We start from the raw sequence: 25,272 nt of genomic DNA on the forward strand, positions 1-25,272 counted from the left end.
ACGACCTTCGACCGCAAGCGGGAGAAGGCCCTCACCGACGCCGTCACCAAGGCCCGCAAGCAGGCCCGGCGGGACAACCCGGCGGCGGCGAAGGACGGCCACTACGGCGCCGCCTCGGTGGCCGCGGACGGCCGGATCCTCGCCGTCTACGGCGGCCCCGACCACCGTACCCAGGGCTACAACGAGTCCAACGCGACCACCGTCCCGGCCGGCACCGCGTTCACGCCGTTCGTCTACGCCGCCGGGCTCGAACACGGCGTGCACAAGACGCGCGGCGGACCCGCCACCCCCGTCACCCCCGACAGCGTCTACGACGGCGACGACGGGGTGCCCGTCACCACCCCCGAGGGGCCGTACTGGGACCGCAGCGGCAAGAAGGTCACCGCGCACAACGACGGCGGCCGGTCGTACGGGGACATCAGCCTGCGCGAGGCCATGGCCCGCTCCGTGAACACGCCGTTCATGCAGCTGGGCATGGACACCGGCCTGGACAAGGTGCGCCAGACCGCCGTGGCGTCCGGGCTGCTGTCCTCCAGCATCGGCCCCCGGGTCCCGGCCCTGTCGATGGGGAACTCCACCCCCAGCGCGATCCGGATGGCCGGCGGCTACGCCACCTTCGCCGCCGGCGGCAACCACACCGAGCCGTACTCGGTGCGCCGGATCACCCGCAACGGCTCCCCGGTCGCCCTGGCCACCCCGCGCCCCAAGCGCGCGGTCGGCGCCAAGGTGGCCGAGGAGGTCACGCAGGCGCTCACCGACTCCTTCCGCACCGCCCATCCGGAGGCGGCGGCCGGCCGGGCCGGGGTGTCCGGGAAGGCCGGCACCACCGACAAGGACACCGCCGCCTGGTACGTCGGCACCGCCGACTCCGTGTCCACCGCGATCGTCGTCTACCGGATCGACCTGGCCAAGTCCCTGGAGCCACTGCCGCTCAAGGGCCTGGCCGGCTCGTCCGCCCACAGCGTCCCGTATGCCCTCTGGTCGGCAGCGACGGGTCTCGGCTGAGCCGGGGCCCGTACCCCCTCCCCTTCCGCAGAATGAGCCGCGCATGCCCCGCAAGATGTCGTCGTCAGGCCGCCGCCGAGCCCCCCGCAGCCGCAGTGCGCCCCGCGCCACCCGGCCGCAGGTCCTGACGCTGGCCGCCCTCCTCGTCGTCGCCTCGCTGGTCGCCGGGTTCCTGGCGCTGTCCGGCACGGACGGCAACAGCACACCGGCCGCCGCGGCCGGCAAGAGGCAGAAGAGCGCGCCGAAGGCCAGTCCGACCCCGGAGTGGGACGGCAGGACCAAGGTGCTGGGGGACGGCTCCACCTCCTACACCGGGCCGCAGAAGGGGCAGTTGAAGCCGGTGCCGCTCAAGCCCGGTGAGAAGCCGCCGCAGTTCGTGGTCTTCTCCTGGGACGGTGCGCTGGAGGGCAGCGACCACTTGTTCTCGCACTACCGGGAGCTGGCCAAGGAGTACAACGCCCACATGACCTTCTTCCTCACCGGCATCTACCTGCTGCCCAAGAGCAAGAAGTCCCTGTACCACGGCCCCATGCACTCCCCGGGCGACGCGGCCATCGACTACGCCACCGACGACCACATCCGCGCCACGGTGGAGCAGCTGGGCAAGGCGTACGAGGACGGCAACGAGATCGGCACCCACTTCAACGGCCACTTCTGCGGCGCCAAGGGCGGCGGCGACTGGAGCGTCGAGGAGTGGAAGAGCGAGATCGACCAGTTCTACTCCTTCGTGGAGCACTGGAAGACCAACACCGGCTTCAAGGACCTCGCGCCGCTGCCCTTCGACTTCAAGAAGGAGGTCACCGGCGGCCGGGCGCCCTGCCTGGAGGGCCAGCCGAACCTGCTGAAGGCCATGAAGAGCTACGGCTGGCGCTACGACGCCAGTTCACCGGGCGACTTCCAGATATGGCCCTCGAAGAAGAAGGGCATATGGGACTTCCCGCTCCAGATGCTGCCGTACGAGAGCGGCAAGTACCAGGGCCTGTCCATGGACTTCAACTTCCTCTACAACCAGTCCGAGGGTGAGACCCAGGGCGACCCGGCCAAGTTCCCCCAGTGGCAGCAGCAGACCGTCGACTCCTACATGGCCGGCTTCAACCGGGTGTACTACGGCAGCCGGGCCCCGCTGTTCATCGGCAACCACTTCGAGGACTGGAACGGCGGCATCTACATGAAGTCCATCGACCAGGTGGTCAAGAACGTCTGCACCAAGGAGGGCGTCAAGTGCGTGTCCTTCAAGGAGCTGGCCGACTGGCTCGACGCGCAGAAGCCGCAGACCCTGGCCGCCCTGCGCAGCCTCGACCCGGCCCAGTCGCCCGACTGGTCCACGGTCGTCAAGTGACGGGCGCGCACTGGGGATTCCACTTGTGCAACCCCCTTCACAACCGACGCACACGGCGTGCGAAGATGCCCCTCGCCCGGTAGGTGTACCGGCGTAGAGGGGAACATCATTGAAATCTAGAAGACTGAGCCGTGGGCGGCGCCGCACGGCCATAGTCACCGCCGCGGCCGCCTCGGTGGTCGCCGGCGTGGCCCTGGTGCCCAACTGGAGCGCGGGCGCGGCGGTGACCGACGACCCGACGGTGGACGCGGCGACCAAGGCGACCTTCCAGCGGCTGGCCGACGCGGTCTTCACCGACCGCACGCAGGCCCTCGTGGAGGGCGCCGGGAAGGCGGAGACCCGGCACACGTCCGGCTTCTCCGGTTCCGTGCGCCTGTCCGGCGGGCAGACCCGCCAGGAGAAGTCCGCGCTGGACGAGCTGCGCGACCGCCGCGGCCGGCTGGCCCGGCTGGGCGAGACGTACCGCGCGGGCAGCACCAAGGTCACGCTCGACGCGACCCGGGTGAAGGGCCGGCACGCCAAGGTCGCCGTCACCGAGACCACGTCGCTGACCTACGGCGAGGCCACCGCCAAGGGGCCGAAGTCGACCGGCTTCCAGGCCCACCACGAGCTGACCTTCCAGGCCGACCGGCACGGCACCTGGCAGCTCACCGGCATCCGGGACACCGACGAGGGCTACCTCGCGGTGAACCAGGTCGCCAAGCCCGCCGTCACCTCGGTGAAGACCGCCACCGCGGACGACGGCCCGCCCTCCGCGGCCCGCGCCGCCACCACCTGGCCCGCACCGGTCAACAAGAAGGACTTCTCCGCGACCGGCTACGACTACAAGGCCATGGTCGCGTACGCGCAGAAGTACTGGAACAAGTACAACCCGGCCTACCCGGACTTCAACGGGCAGGGGGCCGGCGGCGACTGCACCAACTTCGTCAGCCAGGTCCTGAAGGCCGGCGGCTGGAAGCACGTGCCCGGCTACACGTACGACTGGAAGAAGTGGTTCGGCACCGCCGACATCCAGTCGGACTCGTTCGTCGGCGTCAACGAGTTCTCCTGGTTCGCCCTGTCCTCGAAGCGCGCCACCAGCCTCGCCAACGTCTACCAGATGGACCTCGGCGACGTGCTCCAGATGGACTTCAACCGGGACGGGTCCAAGGACCACTCGATGATCGTCACGTACCGGGACAGCCGGGGCGTGCCGTACGTGAGCTACCACTCGACCAACACGTACAACCGGTCGGTGGCCAGCCTCGTCGCCTCGTACCCGAACGCGGCGTTCTACGCCTACAGGACCTGACCCGGTCCAGGCTGCCGCGGGCCCCGCTGCTCCTGCACCTCCCGCTGTCCGTCCCGCGGGCGCCGCTCCTGCCGCGTCGGCTGCTCGGGCGGCGTCCGCTGTTCCTGCGGGGAGGCGTCGGGGTGGCGGGCCCGCCAGTAGGGGTTGTCGTGCGGCAGGTTGTGACCGACCCGGCCGTACATGCCGAAGGTCATCAGCAGCAGGCCCACGATGAAGCTGAAGAACACGTTCTGGATCTTGAACGCCAGGAAGTTGCTGTCGGTGTCCAGCAGGCCGAGGAACAGGAAGCCGTTCAGCAGGAACAGCACGCCGAGGACCATGTTCAGGGTCGACGCGAGGTTCCCGCCGATCACCATGCCGACCAGCAGCACGGCGCCGATGCAGATCGACAGCACACTCAGCGAGCCGTTGGAGTTCAGCCCGGCGACCGTGTTGCCGCCGGTGTCGAAGAAGCCGATGTGGTTGAGCAGGCCCAGAATGCCGAAGGCGACCAGGAATCCGCCGATGAGGCCGGCACCGATCCGGTAGACCTGGTTGAGCCGGTGGTCGACGGGCAGGTGGTCGTCCAGCCGGGGCCGTCGTTCCTCGGCCTTCCTCGTGTGCACCGCGTGTGTGGCCATGTCCGCCTCCCTCGGGCGCTAGCGGAGGCCATCCGTCCTCTTAATATCCGCTGCCGCACGGCACCCGGCAACACACACGTCAGTGCCCGGCGCCGCGCTCCTCGCGGATCTGCGCCACCACCCGCGCCACCGTCTGCCGCACCCCTTCCGTCTCGGTGAGGAAGTGCCAGTAGTCCGGGTGCCGTCCCTCCAGGGCGCCGATCGCCCGCTCCAGCCGGGCCACCGCGTCGTCCAGCGGCCGGGCGTGCCGCGGATCGGGGGTCGTACGGCCCGTCATGGCCAGCCGCTGGGCGTCCCGGATCGCGAACCGGGTCCGCTCGATCTCCGCCTGCGGATCCTTCTGCACCGCGTTCAGCCTGCCCAGCCGGTCACCGGCGGCCGACACCGCCTCGTCGGTGGCGTTCAGCAGGGCGCGCACGGTCGACAGCAGCGAGGTCGCGTCCGCCCAGTGCTGGGCGTCCCGCGCCGCCTGCGCCTCCCGGAGCTTCAGCTCGGCCTGCCGTACGTTCTCCGCGGCCTGCTCCGGCACATGCTGGAGGTCCTGCCAGCAGGCGGCGGTGAAGCGGCGGCGCAGCTCGCTCAGCACCGGCTCCACCTGCCCGGCCCGCGTGGTCAGCGCCTGGGCCCTGGTGCGCAGGCTGACCAGCCGGTGGTCGGTCTCGGCCGCCCGCTCCGGCAGCCGCTCCGCCTCCGCCAGGATCGCCCCGGCCTCCCGCTGCACCCGCTCGGCCCGCTCCAGCGTCGCCTGCACCCCGTGCCGCCCGGCGCCCTGGTTCAGCTTGGTCAGCTCCGGCGACAGGGCCGCCAGCCGCGCGGCCAGTTCGTCGGCCCGCAGGTTCCGCTGCCGTACGGCGTCCAGGGCGTTGCTCGCCGCCAGCAGTGACTGCCGGGCCCGCTCCACGGCGGGCGCCAGCCGGGCCAGCTGCGTCTCCGCCTTGCCCAGCAGCGGCTCCAGCGAGCTCCCGAACCGGTCCAGCTCCTGCCGGACCCGGTCCAGCTCGTCCTTGGCCGCGGTCAGCTCGGTCCGCGCCCGCGCCGCCGTGCCGGCCTCCAGATCGTGCCGGTCCAGGTCGTGGGCGTCCACGGCCTGGATGTAGCGTCGGCTGGCCTCGTCGATCCGGCGTCCGAGCGCCTCGAAGTCGGACACGGCCCGCCGGGCGGCGGGGGAGTCGTCCACCGCCGAGATGGTCTCCACCGAGATCCGCAGATCCCGCTGCGCGGTGTCGAGTTCGTAGAACGCCGTCGCCGCCGCGTCCTTCGCGGCCTGCGCGTCGGCCCGGTGGCTCTCCGCCCGCCCGCCGAACCAGCGCCGGGTGCCGCCGCCGGCGAAGGCCGCGGGCAGCACGAGCGCGGCCAGCACCGGCAGGCCGAGAGTCGCGAGGGCGTCCCGCAGCGGGGAGGGGCCGCGCCGGGCGCGTGCGGGGGACGGCGGCGGGTACGGCTGGCTGGCTGGCGTGCCCGGTGTCGCCGTCACATCCCTCTCCCGTGCTGTGGTCCGCCCTGGGTGGTGTCATTCTCCCACCCGTTGAAGACGAACACACGGGCCGGTCAGTTCGCCGTGCGCACCGTGACCTTCCCGTCCTGGGTGTGCGCCGACACCCGGTGCGGGCTGCTGTCGTCGCGGGGCACGGACACCGTCACCGACCCGTCGTCGGCCCCCGCCGACACCCGGTAGGCGCCCTTGGGCAGGCCCACCGTCACCGATCCGTCGTCGCTGCGGACGTCGACCAGGTCCGGCGGGCCGGTCAGCTCGACGTCCACGGAGCCGTCGCTGGTGGCGGCCTTCACCCGGCGCGAGGAGACCACCGCGCGCACCGAGCCGTCGTCGGCACGCAGGTCCAGCGGGCCGCTGGTGTCGGTGACGCGCACGGCGCCGTCGCTGACGTGGATGCTGACCGCGTCCCGGAACCCGGAGGCCCGCACGGCGCCGTCCTCGTTCACGACCGTGACGCCGACCCCGCGCGGCACCTCGATCCGGTGCCGGGCCGAGCAGTCGGCGATGAGGCCGGAGCAGTGCACCCGCAGCACGAGCCGGTCGCCGTCCATGGACCACCGCACCTCGGGTTCGCCGCCGGCGACCACGGACCCCTCGAACCAGCGGGTCACCCCGACGGTGCCGGCCTTCTGCCCCGGAGCGGCGACGATCTCCAGCGCCGAGTCGTCGGAGTCGACGGTGAGGGTACGGCCGTGCAGTGCGAAGGACCGGTGATCCGGATGGGCGTCGTCGCCGGCGGAGGCGCCACAGGCGGTGAGCCCCGCGAGGAGCGCACCGGCGAGCACGGCCGGCCGGGCGGCGCGGAACGAGAGCGAACGGACCATGTGATGTCTCCCCCTGAACCGGCTCCGCGGCGTGAACCGGTCTGATTCCGGCGCGCGGGACCCGGCGCCGGGGTGCTTCGGTCCCCGCCGACGCTAGGGCCCGCGGGCCCGCCCCGACGATCCGGCGGCCTCCCGGAACGGGGGTGGGGTTAACCCCCCTGTCGGGTTTGCAGGGCAGCCGCTCGGGCAAGGTAGGCTGTCGGCCTGTCCCGGGTGCGTAGCTCAGGGGTAGAGCGCCTGCCTTACAAGCAGGATGTCGGCGGTTCGAAACCGTCCGCGCCCACCGGTCCGGCCCCTCGGAGCAGCCTCCGAGGGGCCGTTTCCTTGCCCTATTCCCCTTCCGCCGCCGTCTCGTGGACGTGCTTCAGCCGGGAGCGGGCCTCCACGCGGTCCGCCGCCGCGACCTCGGCCCAGAAGCGGTGCGTGCTGACGAAGACCGTGAGCTCGTGCTCGCGCCGCCGCAGCTTCTCCACCTCGGCCTGCTCGTCCTCGGTCCAGCCCGGGGACGCGGGCCGCTCCACCTTGCGCCAGCCGGTGTCGTCACTGAAGCCGTCCATCGGCTCGACCGACCAGGGCAGCCGCTTGAGCAGGGCCGAAAGCTCGGCCCGGACCTGATGCAGCTCCTCCTGGCCGGCGAGGAGGTCACTGGGGAATTCATAGGTCGTAGCCACGCGGCAATGCTACGCCTGTTCGATTTACGAGGGCGAGGCCGTCCATGGGGTCAGGGGGGAGGTTCAGCCGAACGGGTGGCGCGGGGCGCCCGGTGTCCGGCGAGCGCGTGATCGCCGACCGCCCCTGCCCCTGGGCTCCCCGGCGGGGCCGGGGCGGTCGGCGCCGGATCAGGAGGCGGGGTCCCGCAGCTCCCGGACCAGCCGTGCCGTCACCGGCACCGGTACCCCGTGCCGCTCGGCCGCGCGCAGCAACGCCCCGCCGATCGCGTCGAGTTCGAGTGGGCGGCCCGCCTCGGCGTCGCGCTGCATGGACGACTTGGCGGCGGGCGGGAAGGCGTCGTACCGGGCCAGGGCCCGGGCCGGGTCGGCCGGGGCGCCGCAGGCACGGCCGACCGCGGTGGTCTCCGCGACCAGCGCCTGGAGTTCGTCCCGGTGGCGGGTGCGGGCGACGCCGAGCGGGACGCCGTACCGGGTGGTGAGCAGGGCGAACGGGGCGAGGAACGCCATCTTGGCCCACAGGGCCGCCGCCTCGTCCCCGGCCACGCTGGTGGTCGTACCGCAGGCGGTCAGGTGGGCGGCCAGCGCGTCGAGCCGGGCGCGGGGTACGGCGTCCCCGGCGAGGTCGATCTCCGTGAACGGGCTGCCGTGCTCGATCACGCCCGGGGCGATCCGGGTGGACTCCACGCGGATCACGGCCGGGGCGACCCGGTCGGGACGGTAGCGGGCGCGCAGGGTCCCGGGGTGTTCGACGCCGTTCAGCAGCGGGACGACCAGGGCGTCGCCGAGGACGGCGGGCGGGACCCGGGTCAGGGCGGCGCCGAGCGCGGTGTGCTTCACGGTGACCAGGCAGGCGTCCACCGGCTCGCGCAGTTCGGTGTCCGCCTCGACGGCGGCCGTGAAGTCGCCGAACTGCGGGCTGCGGACCGTGATGCCGGTAGCGCGCAGGGCGTCGGCCGTGGCCTCGCCGGCCAGGCAGATCACGCGGTGCCCGGAGCGGGACAGCAGGGCGGCGAGCAGGCCGCCGGTGCCGCCGGGGCCGAGGACGGCCACAGTGAGGGGGTGCGTCATGACGTTGTCCTCTCGACGGTCGGCCCCGGGTGTCGGTGGCCGCCTTCGCGCAGATCATCGCAGTGCACGGCGGGCTGCGCGAGACTGGGCGCATGTGCCGGAGCATCAAGACGCTGCGTCCGCCCGTGCTGCCCGGTGAGGCCACGGACGAGGACATCCACGCGGCCGCGTTGCAGTACGTGCGGAAGGTCTCGGGCTTCCGGGCCCCCGCCGCCCACAACCGCGAGGCCTTCGACAAGGCGGTGCGAGCGGTGGCGCGGGCCACGGCGGAGCTGCTCGGGGAGCTGGAGGTGCGGGGGCAGTCGGTGCGGCGAGGGGGGTAGCGCCCCGAAGGGTGCCGGGGTCGCGGCGGCCGGCCGGTGGCGCCGGCCGCCCGTCCGTCGGCGTGCCCGGTGTGTGATCCCGCTCATGGAGGCGCGGCCCCGGAGCCCGGTCCGCGGCGCACGGCGGAGGCGTTGCCGAAGGGGCTGCCGACCGCGCGCCGGGGACGGTTATGAGACAGGTGGGCTGGACGTGGCCGGGGCGGCCGTACGGCGTGACGGCCCGTCAAAGGTGCGCATGTGTAGCGATGTTGGCTTCCGGGAAGCTCGCGGAAGACGTGCCCTCTGTGCCCGTGGCGGTCGCCCGCCCAGGGGGGACCCGGTCACGCCGTCGGACGCCGACGCGGTGGCGCGGACCGTGCCGCGGGGCGCGGTGCCCGGCGCCGGGCCGCGAGCGGGGGCGCCGCCGTGGCCGAATGTTGAACTTGCAAGTATTCATTAGGCGCCCCTAACCTAGGTCACCTGTTCGGTACCGCCGCCCCACGACCGGCCTTCGTCCCCGGCCGGCCCGACCGTCACCGAAGAGGAGACGTCCCCATGTCCGCACGCCTCAATTCCGCTCAGCCCTATGTGATCGGGCTCTTCCGCATCGTCTTCGGCCTGCTCTTCGCCGTGCACGGCGCCGCCTCCCTGTTCGGCGTCCTCGGCGGCGCCGCCGGCACCGACGGCGGCACCATCGCGACCGGCACCTGGCCCGGCTGGTACGCGGCCGTGATCCAACTGGTCGCCGGCGCCCTGGTGACGCTCGGCCTCGGCACCCGCGGTGCCGCGCTGATCGCCTCCGGCTCGATGGCGTACGCCTACTTCGACGTCCACCAGCAGGCCGCCCTGTGGCCCATACAGAACGGCGGCGAGCTGTCGGCCCTGTTCTGCTGGGCGTTCTTCCTGCTCGTCTTCACCGGCTCCGGCGCCTTCGGCCTGGACCGGCTCCTCGTCCGCCGCGCGGCGGAGGACGGCGAGCGCGCGCCGGAGCAGTCCCCGGTGGCCGCCTGACGGCCCGGCCGGCGGGCCGTGTGACGGCCCGCCGCCCGTTGAACCGTCCGTGATCGTCCCGCTAGCCCCCCGCGCACCTTCTGTCACACCCCCGGCGTACGCTGTATGGCTGTCAACGGGGGAGTGTCGGGAGTCGTGGTGTTCGAGAGCGTGGGGTCGCTGGCGGCCGGGCCGTGGATCTATGCCGTGGTGGCCGTGTCGGTCCTGCTCGACGTGTTCCTGCCCGTCCTGCCCAGCGGGGTGCTCGTCATCACGGCCGGCACGGCGGCGGCGGCCGGTTCGGGCGCGGCGGGCCAGGTCCCGCACGAGGTGCCGGACATCCTGGCCCTGATCCTGTCCGCCACGACCGCCTCCGTCCTCGGCGACCTGGTGGCGTACCGGCTGGCCTGGCGCGGCGGGGAGCGGCTGGACCGGGCGATAGCCCGCTCCCGGCGGCTGACCACCGCGCAGGAACGCCTCGGTGACGCCCTGTCCCGCGGCGGCGGCGCGCTGGTCGTCCTCGCCCGCTTCGCCCCCGCCGGCCGCTCGGTCGTCTCCTTCTGCGCCGGTGCCGCCCACCGCCGGGTGCGCGACTTCCTGCCCTGGTCCGCCCTGGCCGGCCTGTCCTGGGCCGCCTACAGCGTGGCCCTCGGCTACTACGGCGCCCAGTGGCTGGGCGCGACCTGGCTGGCCACGGGCGTCTCGGTGGCGGCCCTGTTCGGCGCGGGCGCGGCAGCGGCCTTCCTGATGCGCCGCCGCCCCGTTTCCTGAGCGCCCCGGCTCAGCAGCCGGCCAGGTAGTTCGTCAGCGCGCTCTTCTCGGCGGAGTCGACCGAGAGGTTGTAGTAGTACTTCACCTGCACCCACGCCCGCACGTACGTGCACAGGTAGGCCGACCGGGACGGCACCCACGTGGCCGGGTCCTGGTCGCCCTTGGCCTGGTTGACGTTGTCGGTGACGGCGATCAGCTGGGGCCGGGTGAGGTCGTTCGCGAACGCCTGCCGCTGCGCGGTCGTCCACTTGCTCGCGCCGGAGTCCCACGCCTCGGCCAGCGGCACGAGGTGGTCGATGTCGAGGTCGGCGGCTGCGGTCCAGGTGGCGCCGTCGTAGGGGGAGTACCAGCTGCCGCTGGTCGCGGCGCAGGAGGAGTCGGTCACGACGTTCGAGCCGTCCCGCTTGAGGACCGTCTCGCGGGTGTTGCAGGCGCCGCTGATGGTGATCCAGTGCGGGAAGAGGTCACGGCTGTAGCCGGTGCGGTTCTCGGTGGCCACGGTGAGCTGGGAGAGGTAGCTGCGGGCGGTGGCGCCGCTGACCGGCGTGGGGAGGGCCGCGGAGGCGTTCGGGGAGTTGAACAGGGCGACGGAGGCTATCAGGCCGGTGAGGGCCGCGAGTATGCTCGTCCGTCGACGCGCGTAGAACTTCGGCATGCGTGAACTCCCTTGTGGGGTGGCGGTGTTGGAGCGCGAGCGAGGGAATGCTCGCGGGGCGGAGTTGCCGGGGGGTGAGCGCTCGGTAAGAAGTTAGTGACGTGCGCATGTCACGACAAGGTTGACGGCGGAACTTTCACATCCCTTACGATGGGAAGCGCAGAAGGGGAGTAGCTCTTCGCCGGACCGTCGACATACTGCTCAGCGAGCCTGAGCCGGCGCCCGGAGGCGGACCGTGTTTCACCGGGTCCGCCAGCGAGACCTTCGGCAAGCAGTGCACGCCCGTGCCCCCCGGCGCGGGCGCCGAGTGCGCTGCCGTGCCGAGGTGTCATCGCATGACGTACCGCACTCTCGGCGGGGCAGCCCGACCGATTGAGGAACCTTGATCAGCATCACCGTGACGGCGCTCGTCTTCGGCGTCATCTTCCTCGCCGAACTGCCGGACAAGACCGCGCTCGCCGGCCTCGTCCTCGGCACCCGCTACCGCGCCTCGTACGTCTTCGCGGGCGTCGCCGCCGCCTTCCTGCTGCACGTCGTGCTCGCCGTCGCGGCCGGCAGCGTGCTGACCCTGCTGCCGCAGCAGATCGTGCACGCCGTCACCGGCGTCCTCTTCCTCGGCGGGGCCGCGATGCTCCTGCTGAAGAAGGGCGAGGAGGACGAAGAGGTCAAGAAGCCCGCCGACCAGTCGTTCTGGAAGGTCGCGGGGACCGGCTTCATGCTCATCCTGGTCGCCGAGTTCGGCGATCTCACCCAGATCATGACCGCCAACCTGGCCGCCCGCTACGACGACCCGATCTCCGTCGGCCTCGGCGCGGTGCTGGGCCTGTGGGCCGTCGCCGGACTCGGCATCGTCGGCGGCAAGGCCCTGATGAAGCGGGTGCCGCTGCGGCTGATCACGCAGATCGCGGCGCTGCTGATGCTGGCGCTCGGCGTGTGGAGCCTGTGGGAGGCCGTGCGCGGCTGACCGGGACGGCCCGGCCGTGCGGTCGGTCCGGGCCGAACGCCGGGTGACTGCCCGCCGGGGGTGGTGGCGGGAACGCGGGCTGGTTTTGTACCGTGGAGAAACAAAGTGGCTCCCGCCCGTTTTCCCTGACCGGCGGGCGGGGCCGCCTTGTCCCACCCGACGTCCCCCCGACCCGGGTCCTCCCGTTCCTGGAGCTGCCGATGCCGGCCACCGCCACACCCGTCGTCCTCACCGCCCGCGCCCTCCTGCTCGACATGGACGGCACCCTCGTCAACTCGGACGCCGTGGTCGAGCGCATCTGGCGGCGCTGGGCCGAGCGGCACGGGCTGGACGGCGACGAGGTGATGAAGGTCGTGCACGGCCGGCAGGGCCACGCCTCCATGGCCGTCCTCCTCCCCGACCGGCCGGTGGAGCAGAACCTCGCCGACAACGCCCGCATGCTCGCGGAGGAGACCGCCGACACCGACGGCGTGATCGAGATCCCCGGCGCGCGGGCCTTCCTCTCCTCGCTGGAGGGGCTCCCGCACGCCCTGGTGACCTCCGCCGACGTCGCCCTGTCCACCGCCCGCATGAACGCCGCCGGGCTGCCCCTGCCGGCCGTCCGCGTCACCGCCGAGTCGGTCGGCGCGAGCAAGCCGGACCCCGAGGGCTTCCTGAAGGGCGCCGCCGAACTGGGCGTCGACCCGGCCGACTGCGTCGTCTTCGAGGACTCCGGCGCGGGGATCGCGGCGGGGCGCGCCGCCGGGATGCGCGTGGTGGGGGTCGGGTCGCGCGCGGTGTTCCACGAGCCGGACGTGGCGGTGCGGGATCTCACGCAGGTGCGGGTCGAGGCGGTGGCCGGCGGGGGGATCCGGCTGCACATCGGCTGACGGCCCGGTCCCGCGCCGTGGCCGTGCGCGCCCGCGCGGCGGCCCCGCACCCCCTGGGGCCGCTACGGCTCCGGCGTCTCCGACTCCAGACTCCTGCGCGTCGCCGGGCCGTACGTTCCCAGGCCGTCGCCCATGATGCCCCGGGCCAGCTGGTAGTTGCGCACCGCGTCCTCGACCGCGCGGGTGAAGACGCCGTCGATCCGGTCGCCGTAGAGGTTCAGCCGGCGCAGGCGCTGCTGGAGCTCGGTGACCTCCGGGCCCGTGTCACCGCGTCGCAGGACCGGTGGCTCTGCGGGCGTGGTGCCCGGGGTGCCCGACGGCGTCGTGGACGGGGTCGGTGAGGCGGCGGCGCGGGAGGCGCTCGCGGAGGCCGTCGGGGTCGCGGTCGGGGACGGCGAGGCGGAGCCCTGCGACGGGCTCGGGTCGGCCGTCGCCGAGGGGGAGGGCAGCGGTGGACGGGGTGTCACCGGGGGAGCCGGGGCCGTCGCCGAGGACGGTGCCCGTGTCGTCGTCTCCGGGACGCTCTCCCTGACCTCCTGGGCCGCCCGGCCCCGGACCGGCGCCTGGTACGAGAACAGCGCGGAACCGGCCACCGCGACGACGGCCACCCCCGCGCCCCCGGCGGCCAGCAGGACCGTGCGGCGGGAGCGGCGCCGGGGCCGGCCGGCCTCGGTTCCGGCCGCGGGCGCGTCCGGTTCCGCCGCCGGGCCGAGCGGTGATACGGGCAGCCGCGGACCAGGCGGCGCAGCGGTCCCGGCGGGGGGTGCGGGCGGGGGTTCCTCGGGGGCCGGCCGCACCTCCACGTACGGCCGTATCCGCAGCGGGTCGAAGTCCTCCGCCGCGGCCGCCTCGGCCGTGCGGGTCTCGCGCAGCGCCTCCGACACGCGCGCCGTGCAGTCGCACGACGGCGTGTTGTCCGGCCCCCTCGGCGTCCCGCACTCCGGGCACGTGGTGCCCCGCTCTCCCGTCACGCGTGTGTCCCCTCCCCTCGGGAACTCCAGAGATTATGCGGATTTCCTCCAGATCCGCAGCACTCGGCAGGCCATAAGCGGTGACACCGATCACCATGGAGGAGATGTACCCGACCCCGGGAGGTTCCATGGCCCTGGAGACGCACGGCACGGCGAAGGGCGTGAGCGGCGGCGAACACGTCCCGGGCAGCGTGCTGGTGCCGATCGGCGCGCTGCTGCTCGGGCTGCTGCTCGCCGCGCTCGACCAGACCATCGTGGCGACCGCGCTGCCGACGATCGTGAGCGACCTCGGCGGCCTGGAGCACCTCTCCTGGGTCGTCACCGCCTATCTGCTGGCCTCGACCGCCGCGACCCCCCTGTGGGGCAAACTCGGTGACCAGTACGGCCGCAAGCGACTGTTCCAGACGGCCATCGTGATCTTCCTGATCGGATCGGCGCTGTGCGGCATGGCGCGGGACATGCCCCAGCTCATCGCCTTCCGGGCGCTCCAGGGCCTGGGCGGCGGCGGGCTGATGGTGCTGTCCATGGCGATCGTCGGCGACCTCGTGCCGCCGCGCGAACGCGGGCGTTACCAGGGCCTGTTCGGCGCCGTCTTCGGTACGACCAGCGTGCTCGGACCGCTGCTCGGCGGGCTGTTCACCGAACACCTCAGCTGGCGCTGGGTGTTCTACGTCAACCTGCCCATCGGCGTGATCGCGCTCGCCGTGATCGCCACCGCCCTGCGCATCCCGCGCCGCACCGCCCACCACGTCATCGACTACCTGGGAACCTTCCTGATCGCCGCCGTCGCCACCTGCCTGGTGCTGGTCGCCTCCCTCGGCGGCACCACCTGGCCCTGGGGATCGGCACAGATCATCGGGCTCGCCGTCCTGGGCGTCGTCCTCGCCGTGGCGTTCGTCGCCGTCGAGCGCCGGGCCGCCGAACCGGTCCTGCCGCTGGGGCTGTTCCGGATCCGCACCTTCACCCTCGCCGCCGTCATCAGCTTCATCGTCGGCTTCGCCATGTTCGGCGCGCTGACCTACCTGCCGACCTTCCTCCAGGTCGTCCACGGCATCTCCCCGACCCTGTCCGGCGTCCACATGCTGCCGATGGTGTTCGGCCTGCTGCTGTCGTCCACCCTCTCCGGGCAGATCGTCAGCCGCACCGGCCGCTGGAAGGTGTTCCCGATCACCGGCACCGCCGTCACCACCCTCGGCCTGCTGCTCCTGCACCGGCTCGACGAGCACAGCTCGACCGCCGTGATGAGCGTCTGCTTCTTCGTCTTCGGCACCGGCCTCGGCCTCGTCATGCAGGTCCTGGTGCTCATCGTGCAGAACGCCGTCTCCTACGAGGACCTCGGCGTCGCCACCTCCGGCGCCACCTTCTTCCGCTCCATCGGCGCCTCCTTCGGCGTGGCCATCTTCGGCACCGTCTTCGCGAGCCGCCTCGGCGACAAGCTCACCGACGCCTTCCGGGGCGTACGCCTGCCGCCCGGCGCCACCCCCGGCGCGCTGAAGGCCGACCCCCGGGGCATCGCCGCCCTGCCGCCCCCGCTGCGTCCGGCCGCCCTGCACGCCTACGCGTCCGCCATCACCGACGTCTTCCTCTACGCCGCGCCCGTCGCCCTCCTCGGCTTCCTGCTCGCCTGGCTGCTGAAGGAGGACCGGCTGCGCGGCTCGGTCACCGCGCCCGACGTCTCCGAGACCATCCCGCCCAACCCGGTCCAGCGCTCCTCCTACGACGAGGTGTGCCGCGCCCTGTCCGTGCTCGGCACCCGCGAGGGCCGCCGCGAGATCTACCGGAAGATCACCGAACGGGCCGGGTACGACCTGCTGCCCGCCGCCAGCTGGATGCTGCTGCGCATCCGCCGCTACGGCTCCGTGGAACCGGCGGTGCTCGCCGAGCGCAGCCCGGTCCCGCTCCAGGCCGTCATGGCCGCCGCCCGCCAGGTCGAGGAACGGCGGCTCGCCGAGCGCCGGGGCCTGGACCTGGTCCTGACCGACGCCGGCCGCGAGGTCGCCGAACGGCTCGCCACGGCCCGCGAGGAGTCCCTGGCCGAACTGCTCGGCGACTGGTGGCACCCCGGCTGCTCGGCCGATCTCACCGAACTGGTCCGCGACCTCAGCGGGGAACTCTGCGGCGCCGAACGCGAACGCCCGCACAACGGCACGGTGACGAAGATCAGTTGACGGCGCGCGCCGGCAGCAGCTCCTTGCGGAACCAGTGTTCGGCGTACCGGTCGGTGTTGTGCGGGGCGGTCTCCGTGTAGCCGAGGCGGGCGTACAGGGCGCGGGCCTCGACCAGGTCGCCGCGGGTGTCGAGGACGATCCGCCGGGCGCCGAGAGCACGGGCGGCCTCCTCGGCGGCGGCCACGAGGAGCGGGGCCCCGCCCCGGCCGCGCAGCTCGGGCAGCACGAACACCCGGGTCAGCTCGGCCGTGCCGGGGTCCAGCGACCGCACGCCCGCCGAACCGGCCGGCGTGCCGCCGTACCGCCCGACGAGCAACTGCCCGCGCGGGGGCGCGAGGTCGGCACCGCTGTGGGCCGCGATCTCCCGCTCCAGCTCCTCCGGATCGGTGCGACGCCCCTCGTGCAGCAGGTACCAGCGGTCGCTGACCTCCGTGTAGTACGCCCGCCACAGCGCGACGGCGGCCGGGGAGTCGTACGGTTCCGGAGCGATCGTCCACGTCATGCCGGCCATTGTCGGGAGCCGCCCCGCCCCCTCCGCAACCGGATATGGCGGGGCCGAGCCGGGGCGGGGAGCCGTTTGTGGGCGAACTTCCGGGTCACCCGAAAGGAGAACCGGCCAGCGGGGCCGGTCCGACCGGAAGGCAACCATGTCCACAGGCCTGATCATTCTGTTGATCGTGATCGCGGCGGTCGTGGTGCTCGGCGCCGTCGCGCTGACCGTGCGGGGCCGCACCCGGCGCGGCGGCCCGAACCTGAAGCGGCGCTTCGGGCCCGAGTACGAGCGGACCGTGGCCCTGCACGACGGGGACACCACGGCCGCCGAACGGGAGCTGACCGAGCGCCTCGAACGCCACGGAGACCTGCGGGAACGGCCGCTGGACGGCGCCGAGCGGCAGCGGTACGCCGACCGCTGGACGGCCGTGCAGGAACACTTCGTCGACTCGCCCCGCCAGGCGGTGGCCGAGGCCGACCTCCTCATCGGAGAACTCGCCGCCGCACGCGGCTACCCCGACGGCGCACGCTACGAGGAGCAGCTCGCCGCGCTCTCCGTGCACCACGCCGACCACGTCGACGGCTACCGCCAGGTGCACCGGGTGGCGCACGCCGCCGCCGGCACCGGAGCGGACGGGACCGGCGCGGGGACCGAGGAGATGCGGTCGGCGCTGCTCGGCGCCCGTGCCCTCTTCGAGGACCTGACCAGCGCCGAGTCCGGGCGGCACCGCGCCCCCGCCGGCACGGGCCGCTCGACGCCGCCCGCCGCGACCCGCTCCCACGCCCGCTCCCACACGCCGTGGGCTCTGCACCGGAGCCGACCGAAGGAGAGCTGAACGCCATGACGGACAGGACGAGCGGCTCCGGCGGCGACCGGCACCGCCCGCAACGCCTCTCGCGTGGGGACGAGTGGACGCCGGAGCAGGAGTCGGAACAGCGGGACGAATGGGCACCGGGCGACGCGGCCCCCGGCCGCCGGTCCCCGAGAAGGCCCCTGCCGGAGGAACGGCTGCCCGGCGAACCGGGAGCACGCCGGCCGGCCGGCGCCGGGGTTCCGGACGCGGGTGGCCGGACTCCGGGCGAGAGCGAGAGCGGACGGCTCCCGGGCTCGGCCGGTCCCGGCCGGGAGGGGCTGACCGGGGACGACCGCACCCCGCAGGACACGCCTCAGCCGTCCCCGGGTCCGGCGGGGAGCCCCGCGCCTGACGTGTCCGGGGACGCCGGGTCCGCGGTGCCGGGAGCGGCCAAGGGCCCCGGTTCCCCAGGCGACGGCCCGCGCCACGGCTCCGAGGGGCTGCGGCCCGGCACGGAGGAACTGGGTCCGGAGACACCCGGCGCCCAGGGGCGGGCGTCGCAGACGTACCGCGGACGCGACAGGGACGCCGGTGGCCCCGAGTGGGCCGGGGAGGAGGAAGGCGTGATGCCGGACAACGGGCTCGGAGCGCCGTCCGTCGGTGAGGTCAGCGGGCGCGAGTCCCGGATGACCGAGGCGCGGGCCGCGGACACCTGGCCGACCGCGCCGGGCAGCACGGCCGCACCCGGCAGCGGCGCCGCCGGCACCGTCGGGACGGCCGCCACCGCACCCTCCGGAACCGGCGCCCCGCTGCTGCCGCACGAGGAGGCGGAGCAGTGGGAGCGGCGGCTGCGCGAGGTGGTCACCGGGTTCGTGGACGAGCCCCGGCAGGCCGTCGAACAGGCCGACCGGGCGCTGGAGGAGATCGCCGCGCGGTTCACCGAGGCCGTCACGCGCCGCCGCCGTACCCTGCGGATGTCCTGGGAGGGCACCGAGGGCCGCGGCCCCGGCGCCGAGACCGACACCGAGCAACTGCGACTCGCCCTGCGCGACTACCGGGAGCTGGCCGGGCGGCTGCTACACGGCTGAGCCCGGCACGCCCCCGTCCCCCCTGGCGGCAGCCCTGCGCTGCCGCCATTCGCGTACGACCTCCTCGACGTCGTACGGCTTCTTCCCCAGCGGCGGACCGGGCGGCGGCTTGAACATCATGTCCTTGATCCGGACGTTGACGTCCTCGATGATCTTCCGGGCGATCCGCTCCGAGGGCGCCGCGTACGCCGCCTCCAGCGCGTCCTCCGCCTCCTTGCGCAGCGCCAGCGCGGGCGGCAGTACCGCCAGCCCCTCACGGACCAGCTTCCGCTTGACCCACCACAGTTCGTCGTACGTGGAGTCGACCTCCGTGGGCAGCGGCGCCCCCGCTCCCGGCAACCGGTCGAACTCCCCGCGCCCCTGAGCGTCGCGGATCTGCTTGTCCACCCAGGACTCGAACGGGACCCCCGGTGGCTTTCGCTCGGTCATGAACCCATTGTGCCGGACGGGACCCCGCCGGGCGTTTTATCATGCGGCGGCGGTACGGCACCCGGCCCGCCGCGACCAAGCCACCGCACAGGACGTCTCAGGGGGAACCTCGTGCTCGAACTCACCATGGCCGCCGTCTCCGGGGCGGACGCGGGCGCCACCGCCGGCATGACGATGGCCGAGGCGCCCAGCGAGCCCGGCGCCGTGCTGCGGATCGGCCGGGACGGGGCGGCGTGCCGGCTGGTCACCCCCGACGACTGGCTGTTCGTCTCCCGCGTCCACCTGGAGTTCCTGTGCGGCCCGGACGGCGCCTGGCAGCTGACCTGGCTGCGCGGCTCCCAGCCCGACCCGGCCTCCGAGGTCCGGCTCACCGTCGGGGAGTACGCGCAGCCCCTCGGCTACGGCGCGACCGTCCCGCTGCCGCACGGCGGGTCCGGCGAGATCGTCATCCAGGACCGCACCGCGCCGCGCAGCGTCAACGTCGGCTTCTACCACGAGCTCTGAACCGGCGCGGCCCTCGGCCCGAGCGGCCTCAGCCGAGCACCCGGGCCAGCGCGAACCCGTCGTACCCCTTGCTGCCGACGGTCTGGATCGCCGTACCGGTCAACCGCGGATGCGAGGCGATCAGTTCGAGCGCGGCACGGGTGCCGACCACGTCCGGCTCGGTGCTGCCCGCGTCGGCCACCCGGCCGCCGCGCACCACGTTGTCCAGGACGATCACGCTGCCCGCGCGGGTGAGCCGCAGCGCCCACTCCACGTAGTGCGGGTTGTTGGCCTTGTCCGCGTCGATGAAGACCAGGTCGAAGGGGGCCGGGTTCTCGTCGGCGAGCTTGGGCAGGGACTCCAGGGCCGGGCCCACCCGCACCTCCGCGATCCGGTCCAGGCCCGCCCGGGCGATGTTCCGGACGGCCACCTCGGCGTGCTTGGCGCTGTACTCCAGTGAGATCAGCCTGCCGTCCTCCGGCAGCGCGCGGGCCAGCCAGATCGTGCTGTACCCGGCGAGCGTGCCGATCTCCAGGATGTGCCGCGCCCCCTGGAGCTCGGCGAGCAGCCGGAGGAACTTGCCCTGCGCCGCCGTGACGGCGATGGCGGGCAGCCCGGCGGCATCACTGTCGCGCAGGGCCGCGCGCAGCACCTCGTCGTCCGGTGAGAGCGTGTTGATGAAGTAGTCGTCTACGTCGTCCCAGACCCGCGACCCGCTCATAGCCCCAGCTGCCTTTCCCGAGTGTCCTCCCTCGATGATCGCAGCCGACGGCGCGGATGGGTACGACTGCCCGCGGGGCATGGCGGCCGGGGCGCCCCTCAGCGGCCTTCCACGGACGGCGCGGAACCCGGCAGCGGGCGCCCCGCCGACTCCGACATCCGCCACACGGCGACACCGCCCACGACGGCCGCGGCCATCATGTAGTAGGCGGGCATCATCATGTTCCCGGTCGCCCCGATCAGCGCGGTCACGACCAGCGGAGTCGTACCGCCGAACAGCGACACGGACACGTTGAACCCGATCGACAGGGACCCGTACCGCACGCGTGTCGGGAACAGGGCGGGCAGCGCGGCCGGCATGGCCGCCGTGAAGCACACCAGGAGCAGACCCAGCGCGCCCATGCCCAGCCCCACGGCCAGCAGGCTGCCCTCGCGGATCAGCAGCAGGGCCGGGACGGACAGGAACAGGAAGCCCGCGCAGCCCGCCGCGATCACCGGCCGGCGGCCGACCCGGTCGGTCAGCGCGCCCACGAACGGCTGGACGATCATCATCAGGGCCATCACACCGAGCACGACCAGCAGCCCGTGCGTCTCGTCGTACTTCAGCTCACTGGTGAGGTAGCTCGGCATGTACGACAGCAGCATGTAGTCGGTCACGTTGAAGACCAGGACCAGGCCCATGCACAGCAGCAGGGACTTCCACTGGCCGGTGATCATCTCGCGCAGCGGCACCTTCGGCCGGGCCGCCTCCGCCTTCTCGACCTCCGCCGCGAACGCCGGGGTCTCCTCCAGCCGCATCCGCAGGTACAGGCCGATGATGCCCATCGGGCCCGCGATCAGGAACGGGATGCGCCAGCCCCACGAGATGAGGTCGTCCGAGGACAGCAGCGCGGTCATGAGCGTGACCAGGCCCGCGCCGCCGATGTAGCCGGCGAGCGTGCCGAACTCCAGCCAGCTCCCGAGGAAGCCGCGCTTCTTGTCCGGCGCGTACTCGGCGATGAACGTCGTCGCACCCGCGTACTCACCGCCGGTGGAGAAGCCCTGCACCAGACGGGCGGCGAGCAGCAGGAGCGGCGCGCCGACGCCGATCGTCGCGTACGAGGGGATGAGGCCGATCGCGAACGTACCCGCCGCCATCATGATCATCGTGACCGCGAGGACCTTCTGCCGGCCCACGCGGTCGCCCAGCGGGCCGAAGACCATGCCGCCGAGCGGACGGACCAGGAAGGCCGCCGCGAAGGCGCCGAACGTGGACAGCAGCTGGGCGGTCGGGTTGCCGGACGGGAAGAAGACCTTGCCCAGGGTGACGGCGATGTAGCTGTAGACGCCGAAGTCGAACCACTCCATCGCGTTGCCGAGTGCCGCCGCCTTCACGGCGCGCTTGACGAGCGCGGGGTCGGTGACGGTCACGTCGCGGGCGGAACGGGCCTGGGCGGCCCGCCGCGGCTTGAAGGGCGGGGTGAGGGCTGAGGCGGTGGTAGCGGTCGCCAAAACGGGGCTCGCCTACCTTTCGACGGGGACAGGGACGGACCCGGACGGCGACAGTGGCGTACGACGGGCCGAAAATCGACCATAGGCGGAGTTCCGCCCCTTACGTCCTGCATGCACATCGATGCACAGTGCAGCCAAAGGGCGTATACGCAGGTACGTCTGCCCCCTCACGCGGTGCCATGCCGGCGGCGGAGTGTGATCCTTGTCGCGCCCCGGGCACGGAACCGACACGGAACCGGCCGCACCCCGGACCACGGGATTTCGGGCAAAAGAGGCCAAAGCTAGGTGAATCGGCAGAGGGGGAGAGCGGCGGTCGCAGCGCGGCTGCGCGCGACCCGGTTCGCGCTGTGATCCCCGCCGTACGGCAGATCGCCGTCGTCCTGGCCCCGAAGGCGTCCCTGCGTGTGAACGAGGAATTTGTGCGCTAAACAGAAATGAGGCCGACTCGCGGGGAGTTGAGGCAGGCTAATGCCCGTGGCTGGTGCCTGCAAGCCTAGATGCACCGGCAGGGTAGCGGAGTTAGCGTGCTGTTATCCGGACGGAAACGTCTCCGGTCGCTGAATCACGGCCCCAGCGAAGGAGAGCTTCATGCGAGGGAAATCAGTACTGAGCGCCGCCGCCATGGCTGTGCTGGTCGGAGGAATGACGGTCGGCGCGATGGAGTCGGCCTCCGCTGTCCCGAACCAAAGCTGTCGCGTTTCAGGCGGGAGCCTGACGGGCAACGGCTTCGCCGCCAACGGAAATTTCACCGTCTCGCCCGGCGGGGAAAGCGTGAATTCGTCTTCCGGTGGCAGTATCGGACCGACGTCCGTCTCGGGAACCGGGCCTTTCTCCGTAGGTTCCGTGACATGCGCGGGAGGCGCGGGAGGGTCCTCGTCCGCCACGGGGAATTCGGGGCAGGCGTCCGAGGCTGTGGCGGCCGGATCGGCCGCCGCGCAAGCGGCGATAAACCGGGGCGCCACCCCGCAGCAGGCCAAGGCACAGGGTGTGGCGGCCGCACAGGCCAAGGCGCAAAGCCTCGGTCTGCCGGCGTCGGTGGTGAATCAAGTCGTCAACCAGACGACCAACAGCGTGAGTAACATCACCAATAACACCAACACGAACACGAACACGAACATCAACGGGTCGTTCAATTCGGGCACGCAGAACGCGCCGAACGCGCCGAACGCGCCGAACGCTCCGGGTACGCAGAATGCGCCGGGTACGTCGAACGCTCCGGGGACACAGAATGCGCCGGGCACGCAGAACGCTCCGAACACGCCGGGCACGCAGAATGCTCCGGGTACGCAGAATGCGCCGGGTACGTCGAACGCTCCGGGGACACAGAATGCGCCGGGCACGCAGAACGCTCCGAACACGCCGGGCACGCAGAACGCGCCGGGCACGCAGAATGCTCCGGGTACGCAGAATGCGCCGGGCACGCAGAACGCTCCCGGTACGCAGAACGCTCCGGGTACACAGACCGCGCCGAACAACGAGGGCACCCAGACCGCGCCGAACAACGAGGGCACCCAGACCGCGCCCAACAACGAGGGCACCCAGACCGTGCCCGAAGGGAGCGTGCAGACGCCCGCCGTGTGAACAGCTTGAGTGCGTCTCGGCGCCTGGAGCCCTCGCCTGGCGGCGGGGGCTCCTCCGTTCAGCGAAGTCAAGTGAGCGGGGCGTCTACAGGCGCTGAATGATCGTCCCGGTCGCCAGCCCACCGCCCGCGCACATGGTGATGAGCGCGAACTCCTTGCCGGTGCGCTCCAGTTCGTGCAGGGCCGTCGTGATCAGGCGGGCGCCCGTCGCGCCGACCGGGTGGCCGAGGGCGATCGCGCCGCCGTTGACGTTGACCTTCTCCAGGTCCTGCTCGAAGACCTGGGCCCAGCTCAGTACGACGGAGGCGAAGGCCTCGTTGATCTCGACGAGGTCGATGTCCTTCAGGGACATGCCCGCCTTGCCCAGCACCGCGCGCGTCGCGTCGATCGGGCCGTCCAGGTGGAAGTGCGGGTCGGCGCCCACGAGGGCCTGGGCGACGATCCTCGCCCGCGGCTTCAGCCTCAGGGCGCGAGCCATCCGTTTGGACGCCCACATGATCGCCGCCGCGCCGTCGGAGATCTGGGAGGAGTTGCCGGCCGTGTGCACGGCCTTCGGCATCACCGGCTTCAGGCCCGAAAGCGCCTCCAGGGAGGTGTCGCGCAGGCCCTCGTCCTTGTCGACCAGGCGCCACATGCCCTGTCCGGCGTACTGCTCCTCCTCCGTCGTGGGCACCTGCACGGCGAAGGTCTCCCGCTTGAAGCGTTCCTCCGCCCAGGCCACGGCCGCCCGCTCCTGGGAGCGCAGGCCGAGCGCGTCGACGTTCTCGCGGGTCAGGCCCCGGTGGCGGGCGATGCGCTCGGCCGCCTCGAACTGGTTGGGGAGGTCGACGTTCCACTCGTCGGGGAACGGCTTGCCGGGGCCGTGCTTGGAGCCGGAGCCGAGCGGGACCCGGGACATCGCTTCGACGCCGCAACTGATCCCGACGTCGATCACGCCCGCCGTGACCATGTTGGCCACCATGTGCGAGGCCTGCTGCGAGGACCCGCACTGGCAGTCGACCGTCGTGGCCGCCGTCTCGTACGGCAGTCCCATGGTCAGCCAGGCCGTGCGCGCGGGGTTCATGGACTGCTCGCCGGCGTGGGTCACCGTGCCGCCGACGATCTGCTCGACGGCGTCGGCGGGGATGCCGGTGCGGCCGAGGAGTTCACGGTAGGTCTCGCCCAGGAGGTGGGCGGGGTGCAGGTCGGCGAGCGCGCCGCCGCGCTTGCCGATCGGGGTGCGGACGGCTTCGACGATCACGGGTTCGGCGGCCATGGGTGCGGGTCCTCTCCGAGAGGGCTCTCCTCCAGAACTAGTACGCGTTCTAGTTCTGTTCAGCAGTCTGCTGACGTGACGACCGTCACCGCAAGGGTCTTGCAGGTGTCGAGGGTGGGATCCGTGCGGCTTCCGCGCCGATTGGGGGCGCCGTACCCCTCGCGGCTTGTAGAACGCGTTACTGCCTTCGCGGTACCCGCTGATGGACCGTCGGACGGCTGGAGTCGCCGATGCCCTGTCCAGCGCTGCCCCCTGCCGGAGTTCGCCGAGCTGCGCCGTACCGAGCCGGTCCGCTGGATCCCGCAGCGGCGCGGCATCGCGGGCTTCGCCGAACACCGGCTACTGGGCCGTGACCCGGCACGCCGACGTCAGGTACGTCTCCACGCACCCGGAACTCTTCTCCTCCTCCCTCAACACCGCGATCATCCGCTTCGACGAGCACATCCGGCGCGAGGCGACCGACGCGCAGCGGCTGATCCTGCTCAACATGGATCCACCGGAACATACGCGGGTGCGCCAGATAGCGCAGCGCGGGTTCACGCCACGCTCCGTCCGCGCGCTGGAGGACCGGCTGCGGGCCCGCGCCGAGGCGATCGCCGCCGCCCGCGCCCGCTCCGGGCCCTTCGACTTCGTCACCGAGGTCGCCTGCGAACTGCCGCTCCAGGCCATCGCCGAGCTGATCGGGGTCCCGCAGGGCGACCGGTCCAGGATCTTCGACCGGTCCAACAAGCCGTGACCCAACCCCCACCTGGGCTTCGGCGGAGGCGGCCCCCGCTCCTGCCTCGTCAAGTCCCTCGCCGTCCTGGAGATCGACCTCGTCTTCGGCGCCGTCGCCGACGCCATACCCGGCCTGCGCCTGGCCGACAGCCCCCGCCGGCTGCGCCCGGCCTGGATCAACGGCGTCAAGGAACTCCGGGTCAGCGCCGGGTGACGGGAC

The 25,272-nt window shown here is 72.6% G+C and carries 25 protein-coding genes, 1 tRNA gene and 1 pseudogene; 15 read left to right on the forward strand and 12 right to left on the reverse strand.

All coding sequences use genetic code 11. From position 1 onward, the window contains the following. The 3 genes from AQJ11_RS50720 to AQJ11_RS03805 form a co-directional block, all read left to right on the forward strand. Nucleotides 1-1,005 (forward strand): penicillin-binding transpeptidase domain-containing protein (locus AQJ11_RS50720; protein ID WP_279616935.1); only part of this gene is annotated, 1,005 nt, incomplete at its 5' end. A gap of 43 nt (nt 1,006-1,048) precedes the next feature. Continuing rightward, nucleotides 1,049-2,344: a polysaccharide deacetylase family protein gene (locus AQJ11_RS03800; RefSeq protein WP_014672456.1), complete on the forward strand. Its 1,296-nt coding sequence runs from the start codon at nt 1,049-1,051 to the stop codon at nt 2,342-2,344. 187 nt (nt 2,345-2,531) lie between these two features. After that, nucleotides 2,532-3,635, forward strand: coding sequence for an amidase domain-containing protein (locus tag AQJ11_RS03805; RefSeq protein ID WP_059261832.1), 1,104 nt, complete (start codon nt 2,532-2,534; stop codon nt 3,633-3,635). Here AQJ11_RS03805 and AQJ11_RS03810 read toward each other — a convergent pair. The 3 genes from AQJ11_RS03810 to AQJ11_RS03820 form a co-directional block, all read right to left on the reverse strand. After that, nucleotides 3,623-4,255 (reverse strand): DUF4383 domain-containing protein, encoded by a 633-nt coding sequence (locus AQJ11_RS03810; protein WP_059261833.1) that lies wholly within the window; start codon nt 4,253-4,255, stop codon nt 3,623-3,625. The two genes, AQJ11_RS03805 and AQJ11_RS03810, sit on opposite strands and share 13 nt — an antisense overlap. A gap of 79 nt (nt 4,256-4,334) precedes the next feature. Beyond that, nucleotides 4,335-5,729 (reverse strand): coiled-coil domain-containing protein, encoded by a 1,395-nt coding sequence (locus tag AQJ11_RS03815; protein WP_059261834.1) that lies wholly within the window; start codon nt 5,727-5,729, stop codon nt 4,335-4,337. 74 nt (nt 5,730-5,803) lie between these two features. Then, on the reverse strand, nt 5,804-6,574 hold the full coding sequence (locus AQJ11_RS03820; protein WP_059261835.1) for a DUF4097 family beta strand repeat-containing protein: 771 nt from the start codon (nt 6,572-6,574) through the stop codon (nt 5,804-5,806). 211 nt (nt 6,575-6,785) lie between these two features. On the opposite strand from AQJ11_RS03820, the gene AQJ11_RS03825 reads away from it, so the two are divergent. Next, nucleotides 6,786-6,857, forward strand: a tRNA-Val gene (locus tag AQJ11_RS03825). 46 nt (nt 6,858-6,903) lie between these two features. On the opposite strand, the gene AQJ11_RS03830 is transcribed toward AQJ11_RS03825, so the two are convergent. Together AQJ11_RS03830 and AQJ11_RS03835 are read right to left on the reverse strand one after the other, a co-directional pair. Next, nucleotides 6,904-7,245, reverse strand: a complete 342-nt coding sequence (locus AQJ11_RS03830) for a hypothetical protein (protein ID WP_059261836.1) — start codon at nt 7,243-7,245, stop codon at nt 6,904-6,906. Nucleotides 7,246-7,413: 168 nt separating this feature from the next. Beyond that, nucleotides 7,414-8,313, reverse strand: a complete 900-nt coding sequence (locus tag AQJ11_RS03835; protein WP_059261837.1) for a ketopantoate reductase family protein — start codon at nt 8,311-8,313, stop codon at nt 7,414-7,416. Between the two features lie 92 nt (nt 8,314-8,405). Here AQJ11_RS03835 and AQJ11_RS03840 point away from each other — a divergent pair, with 92 nt between their 5' ends. The 3 genes from AQJ11_RS03840 to AQJ11_RS03850 all read left to right on the forward strand — a co-directional run bounded on the left by AQJ11_RS03840 (nt 8,406) and on the right by AQJ11_RS03850 (nt 10,376). Continuing rightward, on the forward strand, nt 8,406-8,636 hold the full coding sequence (locus AQJ11_RS03840; RefSeq protein ID WP_167360845.1) for a DUF2277 domain-containing protein: 231 nt from the start codon (nt 8,406-8,408) through the stop codon (nt 8,634-8,636). A 534-nt stretch (nt 8,637-9,170) separates the two neighbouring features. Beyond that, on the forward strand, nt 9,171-9,626 hold the full coding sequence (locus AQJ11_RS03845; protein WP_014672448.1) for a DoxX family protein: 456 nt from the start codon (nt 9,171-9,173) through the stop codon (nt 9,624-9,626). 138 nt (nt 9,627-9,764) lie between these two features. Next, complete coding sequence (locus AQJ11_RS03850) at nt 9,765-10,376, forward strand: DedA family protein (RefSeq protein WP_014672447.1); 612 nt, start codon at nt 9,765-9,767, stop codon at nt 10,374-10,376. A gap of 10 nt (nt 10,377-10,386) precedes the next feature. Here the strand turns inward: AQJ11_RS03850 and AQJ11_RS03855 are convergent, their stop codons facing one another. Beyond that, on the reverse strand, nt 10,387-11,031 hold the full coding sequence (locus tag AQJ11_RS03855; RefSeq protein WP_014672446.1) for an HNH endonuclease family protein: 645 nt from the start codon (nt 11,029-11,031) through the stop codon (nt 10,387-10,389). Nucleotides 11,032-11,413: 382 nt separating this feature from the next. Between AQJ11_RS03855 and AQJ11_RS03860 the strand changes: the two genes are divergently transcribed. Continuing rightward, nucleotides 11,414-11,995: a TMEM165/GDT1 family protein gene (locus AQJ11_RS03860; RefSeq protein WP_014672445.1), complete on the forward strand. Its 582-nt coding sequence runs from the start codon at nt 11,414-11,416 to the stop codon at nt 11,993-11,995. Nucleotides 11,996-12,195: 200 nt separating this feature from the next. Continuing rightward, nucleotides 12,196-12,864: an HAD-IA family hydrolase gene (locus tag AQJ11_RS03865; protein WP_014672444.1), complete on the forward strand. Its 669-nt coding sequence runs from the start codon at nt 12,196-12,198 to the stop codon at nt 12,862-12,864. Nucleotides 12,865-12,926: 62 nt separating this feature from the next. Here AQJ11_RS03865 and AQJ11_RS03870 read toward each other — a convergent pair whose 3' ends face one another. Beyond that, nucleotides 12,927-13,835 carry a peptidoglycan-binding domain-containing protein gene (locus AQJ11_RS03870; protein ID WP_059261839.1) on the reverse strand — a complete coding sequence of 303 codons (909 nt, stop codon included), beginning with the start codon at nt 13,833-13,835 and terminating at the stop codon, nt 12,927-12,929. Between the two features lie 128 nt (nt 13,836-13,963). On the opposite strand from AQJ11_RS03870, the gene AQJ11_RS03875 reads away from it, so the two are divergent. Continuing rightward, on the forward strand, nt 13,964-16,003 hold the full coding sequence (locus AQJ11_RS03875; RefSeq protein ID WP_059261840.1) for an MDR family MFS transporter: 2,040 nt from the start codon (nt 13,964-13,966) through the stop codon (nt 16,001-16,003). On the opposite strand, the gene AQJ11_RS03880 is transcribed toward AQJ11_RS03875, so the two are convergent. Next, entirely contained in the window at nt 15,996-16,514 is a 519-nt protein-coding gene (locus AQJ11_RS03880) for a GNAT family N-acetyltransferase (protein ID WP_014672440.1), read from the reverse strand. The two genes, AQJ11_RS03875 and AQJ11_RS03880, sit on opposite strands and share 8 nt — an antisense overlap. Before the next feature lie 136 nt (nt 16,515-16,650). On the opposite strand from AQJ11_RS03880, the gene AQJ11_RS03885 reads away from it, so the two are divergent. Next, nucleotides 16,651-17,331 (forward strand): hypothetical protein, encoded by a 681-nt coding sequence (locus tag AQJ11_RS03885; RefSeq protein WP_058080368.1) that lies wholly within the window; start codon nt 16,651-16,653, stop codon nt 17,329-17,331. Nucleotides 17,332-17,336: 5 nt separating this feature from the next. Further along, on the forward strand, nt 17,337-18,377 hold the full coding sequence (locus AQJ11_RS52345) for a chromosomal replication initiator protein DnaA (protein ID WP_341846272.1): 1,041 nt from the start codon (nt 17,337-17,339) through the stop codon (nt 18,375-18,377). Here AQJ11_RS52345 and AQJ11_RS03895 read toward each other — a convergent pair. Then, nucleotides 18,366-18,806, reverse strand: a complete 441-nt coding sequence (locus AQJ11_RS03895) for a DnaJ family domain-containing protein (RefSeq protein WP_175252137.1) — start codon at nt 18,804-18,806, stop codon at nt 18,366-18,368. The genes AQJ11_RS52345 and AQJ11_RS03895 overlap by 12 nt on opposite strands. 111 nt (nt 18,807-18,917) lie before the next feature. Between AQJ11_RS03895 and AQJ11_RS03900 the strand changes: the two genes are divergently transcribed. Next, complete coding sequence (locus AQJ11_RS03900) at nt 18,918-19,310, forward strand: FHA domain-containing protein (protein ID WP_058080367.1); 393 nt, start codon at nt 18,918-18,920, stop codon at nt 19,308-19,310. Between the two features lie 28 nt (nt 19,311-19,338). On the opposite strand, the gene AQJ11_RS03905 is transcribed toward AQJ11_RS03900, so the two are convergent. Then, nucleotides 19,339-20,010, reverse strand: a complete 672-nt coding sequence (locus AQJ11_RS03905) for an O-methyltransferase (RefSeq protein ID WP_014672435.1) — start codon at nt 20,008-20,010, stop codon at nt 19,339-19,341. A gap of 98 nt (nt 20,011-20,108) precedes the next feature. Beyond that, complete coding sequence (proP, locus tag AQJ11_RS03910; protein WP_014672434.1) at nt 20,109-21,500, reverse strand: glycine betaine/L-proline transporter ProP; 1,392 nt, start codon at nt 21,498-21,500, stop codon at nt 20,109-20,111. A 588-nt stretch (nt 21,501-22,088) separates the two neighbouring features. Between proP and AQJ11_RS49115 the strand changes: the two genes are divergently transcribed. Then, nucleotides 22,089-23,081 carry a hypothetical protein gene (locus AQJ11_RS49115; RefSeq protein ID WP_159061641.1) on the forward strand — a complete coding sequence of 331 codons (993 nt, stop codon included), beginning with the start codon at nt 22,089-22,091 and terminating at the stop codon, nt 23,079-23,081. A gap of 84 nt (nt 23,082-23,165) precedes the next feature. Here the strand turns inward: AQJ11_RS49115 and AQJ11_RS03920 are convergent, their stop codons facing one another. After that, complete coding sequence (locus tag AQJ11_RS03920; RefSeq protein WP_059261842.1) at nt 23,166-24,335, reverse strand: steroid 3-ketoacyl-CoA thiolase; 1,170 nt, start codon at nt 24,333-24,335, stop codon at nt 23,166-23,168. Nucleotides 24,336-24,587: 252 nt separating this feature from the next. Here AQJ11_RS03920 and AQJ11_RS50725 point away from each other — a divergent pair. After that, nucleotides 24,588-25,266: pseudogene (locus AQJ11_RS50725) on the forward strand (cytochrome P450 family protein). Nucleotides 25,267-25,272 lie beyond the last annotated feature (6 nt).

The organism is Streptomyces corchorusii (assembly GCF_001514055.1).
In the GTDB taxonomy this organism is placed as follows: domain Bacteria; phylum Actinomycetota; class Actinomycetes; order Streptomycetales; family Streptomycetaceae; genus Streptomyces; species Streptomyces olivaceoviridis.

What these genes read in the sequence shown, in the direction of transcription:
- AQJ11_RS03865 (WP_014672444.1), top strand. Translation starts at nt 12,196, where the DNA reads ATGCCGGCCACCGCCACACCCGTCGTCCTCACCGCCCGCGCCCTCCTG.
- AQJ11_RS03875 (WP_059261840.1), top strand. Translation starts at nt 13,964, where the DNA reads ATGGCCCTGGAGACGCACGGCACGGCGAAGGGCGTGAGCGGCGGCGAA.
- AQJ11_RS03845 (WP_014672448.1), top strand. Translation starts at nt 9,171, where the DNA reads ATGTCCGCACGCCTCAATTCCGCTCAGCCCTATGTGATCGGGCTCTTC.
- AQJ11_RS49115 (WP_159061641.1), top strand. Translation starts at nt 22,089, where the DNA reads ATGCGAGGGAAATCAGTACTGAGCGCCGCCGCCATGGCTGTGCTGGTC.
- AQJ11_RS03880 (WP_014672440.1), bottom strand. Translation starts at nt 16,514, where the DNA reads ATGGCCGGCATGACGTGGACGATCGCTCCGGAACCGTACGACTCCCCG.
- AQJ11_RS03840 (WP_167360845.1), top strand. Translation starts at nt 8,406, where the DNA reads ATGTGCCGGAGCATCAAGACGCTGCGTCCGCCCGTGCTGCCCGGTGAG.
- AQJ11_RS03820 (WP_059261835.1), bottom strand. Translation starts at nt 6,574, where the DNA reads ATGGTCCGTTCGCTCTCGTTCCGCGCCGCCCGGCCGGCCGTGCTCGCC.
- AQJ11_RS03800 (WP_014672456.1), top strand. Translation starts at nt 1,049, where the DNA reads ATGCCCCGCAAGATGTCGTCGTCAGGCCGCCGCCGAGCCCCCCGCAGC.
- AQJ11_RS52345 (WP_341846272.1), top strand. Translation starts at nt 17,337, where the DNA reads ATGACGGACAGGACGAGCGGCTCCGGCGGCGACCGGCACCGCCCGCAA.
- AQJ11_RS03920 (WP_059261842.1), bottom strand. Translation starts at nt 24,335, where the DNA reads ATGGCCGCCGAACCCGTGATCGTCGAAGCCGTCCGCACCCCGATCGGC.
- AQJ11_RS03810 (WP_059261833.1), bottom strand. Translation starts at nt 4,255, where the DNA reads ATGGCCACACACGCGGTGCACACGAGGAAGGCCGAGGAACGACGGCCC.
- AQJ11_RS03855 (WP_014672446.1), bottom strand. Translation starts at nt 11,031, where the DNA reads ATGCCGAAGTTCTACGCGCGTCGACGGACGAGCATACTCGCGGCCCTC.
- AQJ11_RS03895 (WP_175252137.1), bottom strand. Translation starts at nt 18,806, where the DNA reads ATGACCGAGCGAAAGCCACCGGGGGTCCCGTTCGAGTCCTGGGTGGAC.
- AQJ11_RS03885 (WP_058080368.1), top strand. Translation starts at nt 16,651, where the DNA reads ATGTCCACAGGCCTGATCATTCTGTTGATCGTGATCGCGGCGGTCGTG.
- AQJ11_RS03905 (WP_014672435.1), bottom strand. Translation starts at nt 20,010, where the DNA reads ATGAGCGGGTCGCGGGTCTGGGACGACGTAGACGACTACTTCATCAAC.
- AQJ11_RS03835 (WP_059261837.1), bottom strand. Translation starts at nt 8,313, where the DNA reads ATGACGCACCCCCTCACTGTGGCCGTCCTCGGCCCCGGCGGCACCGGC.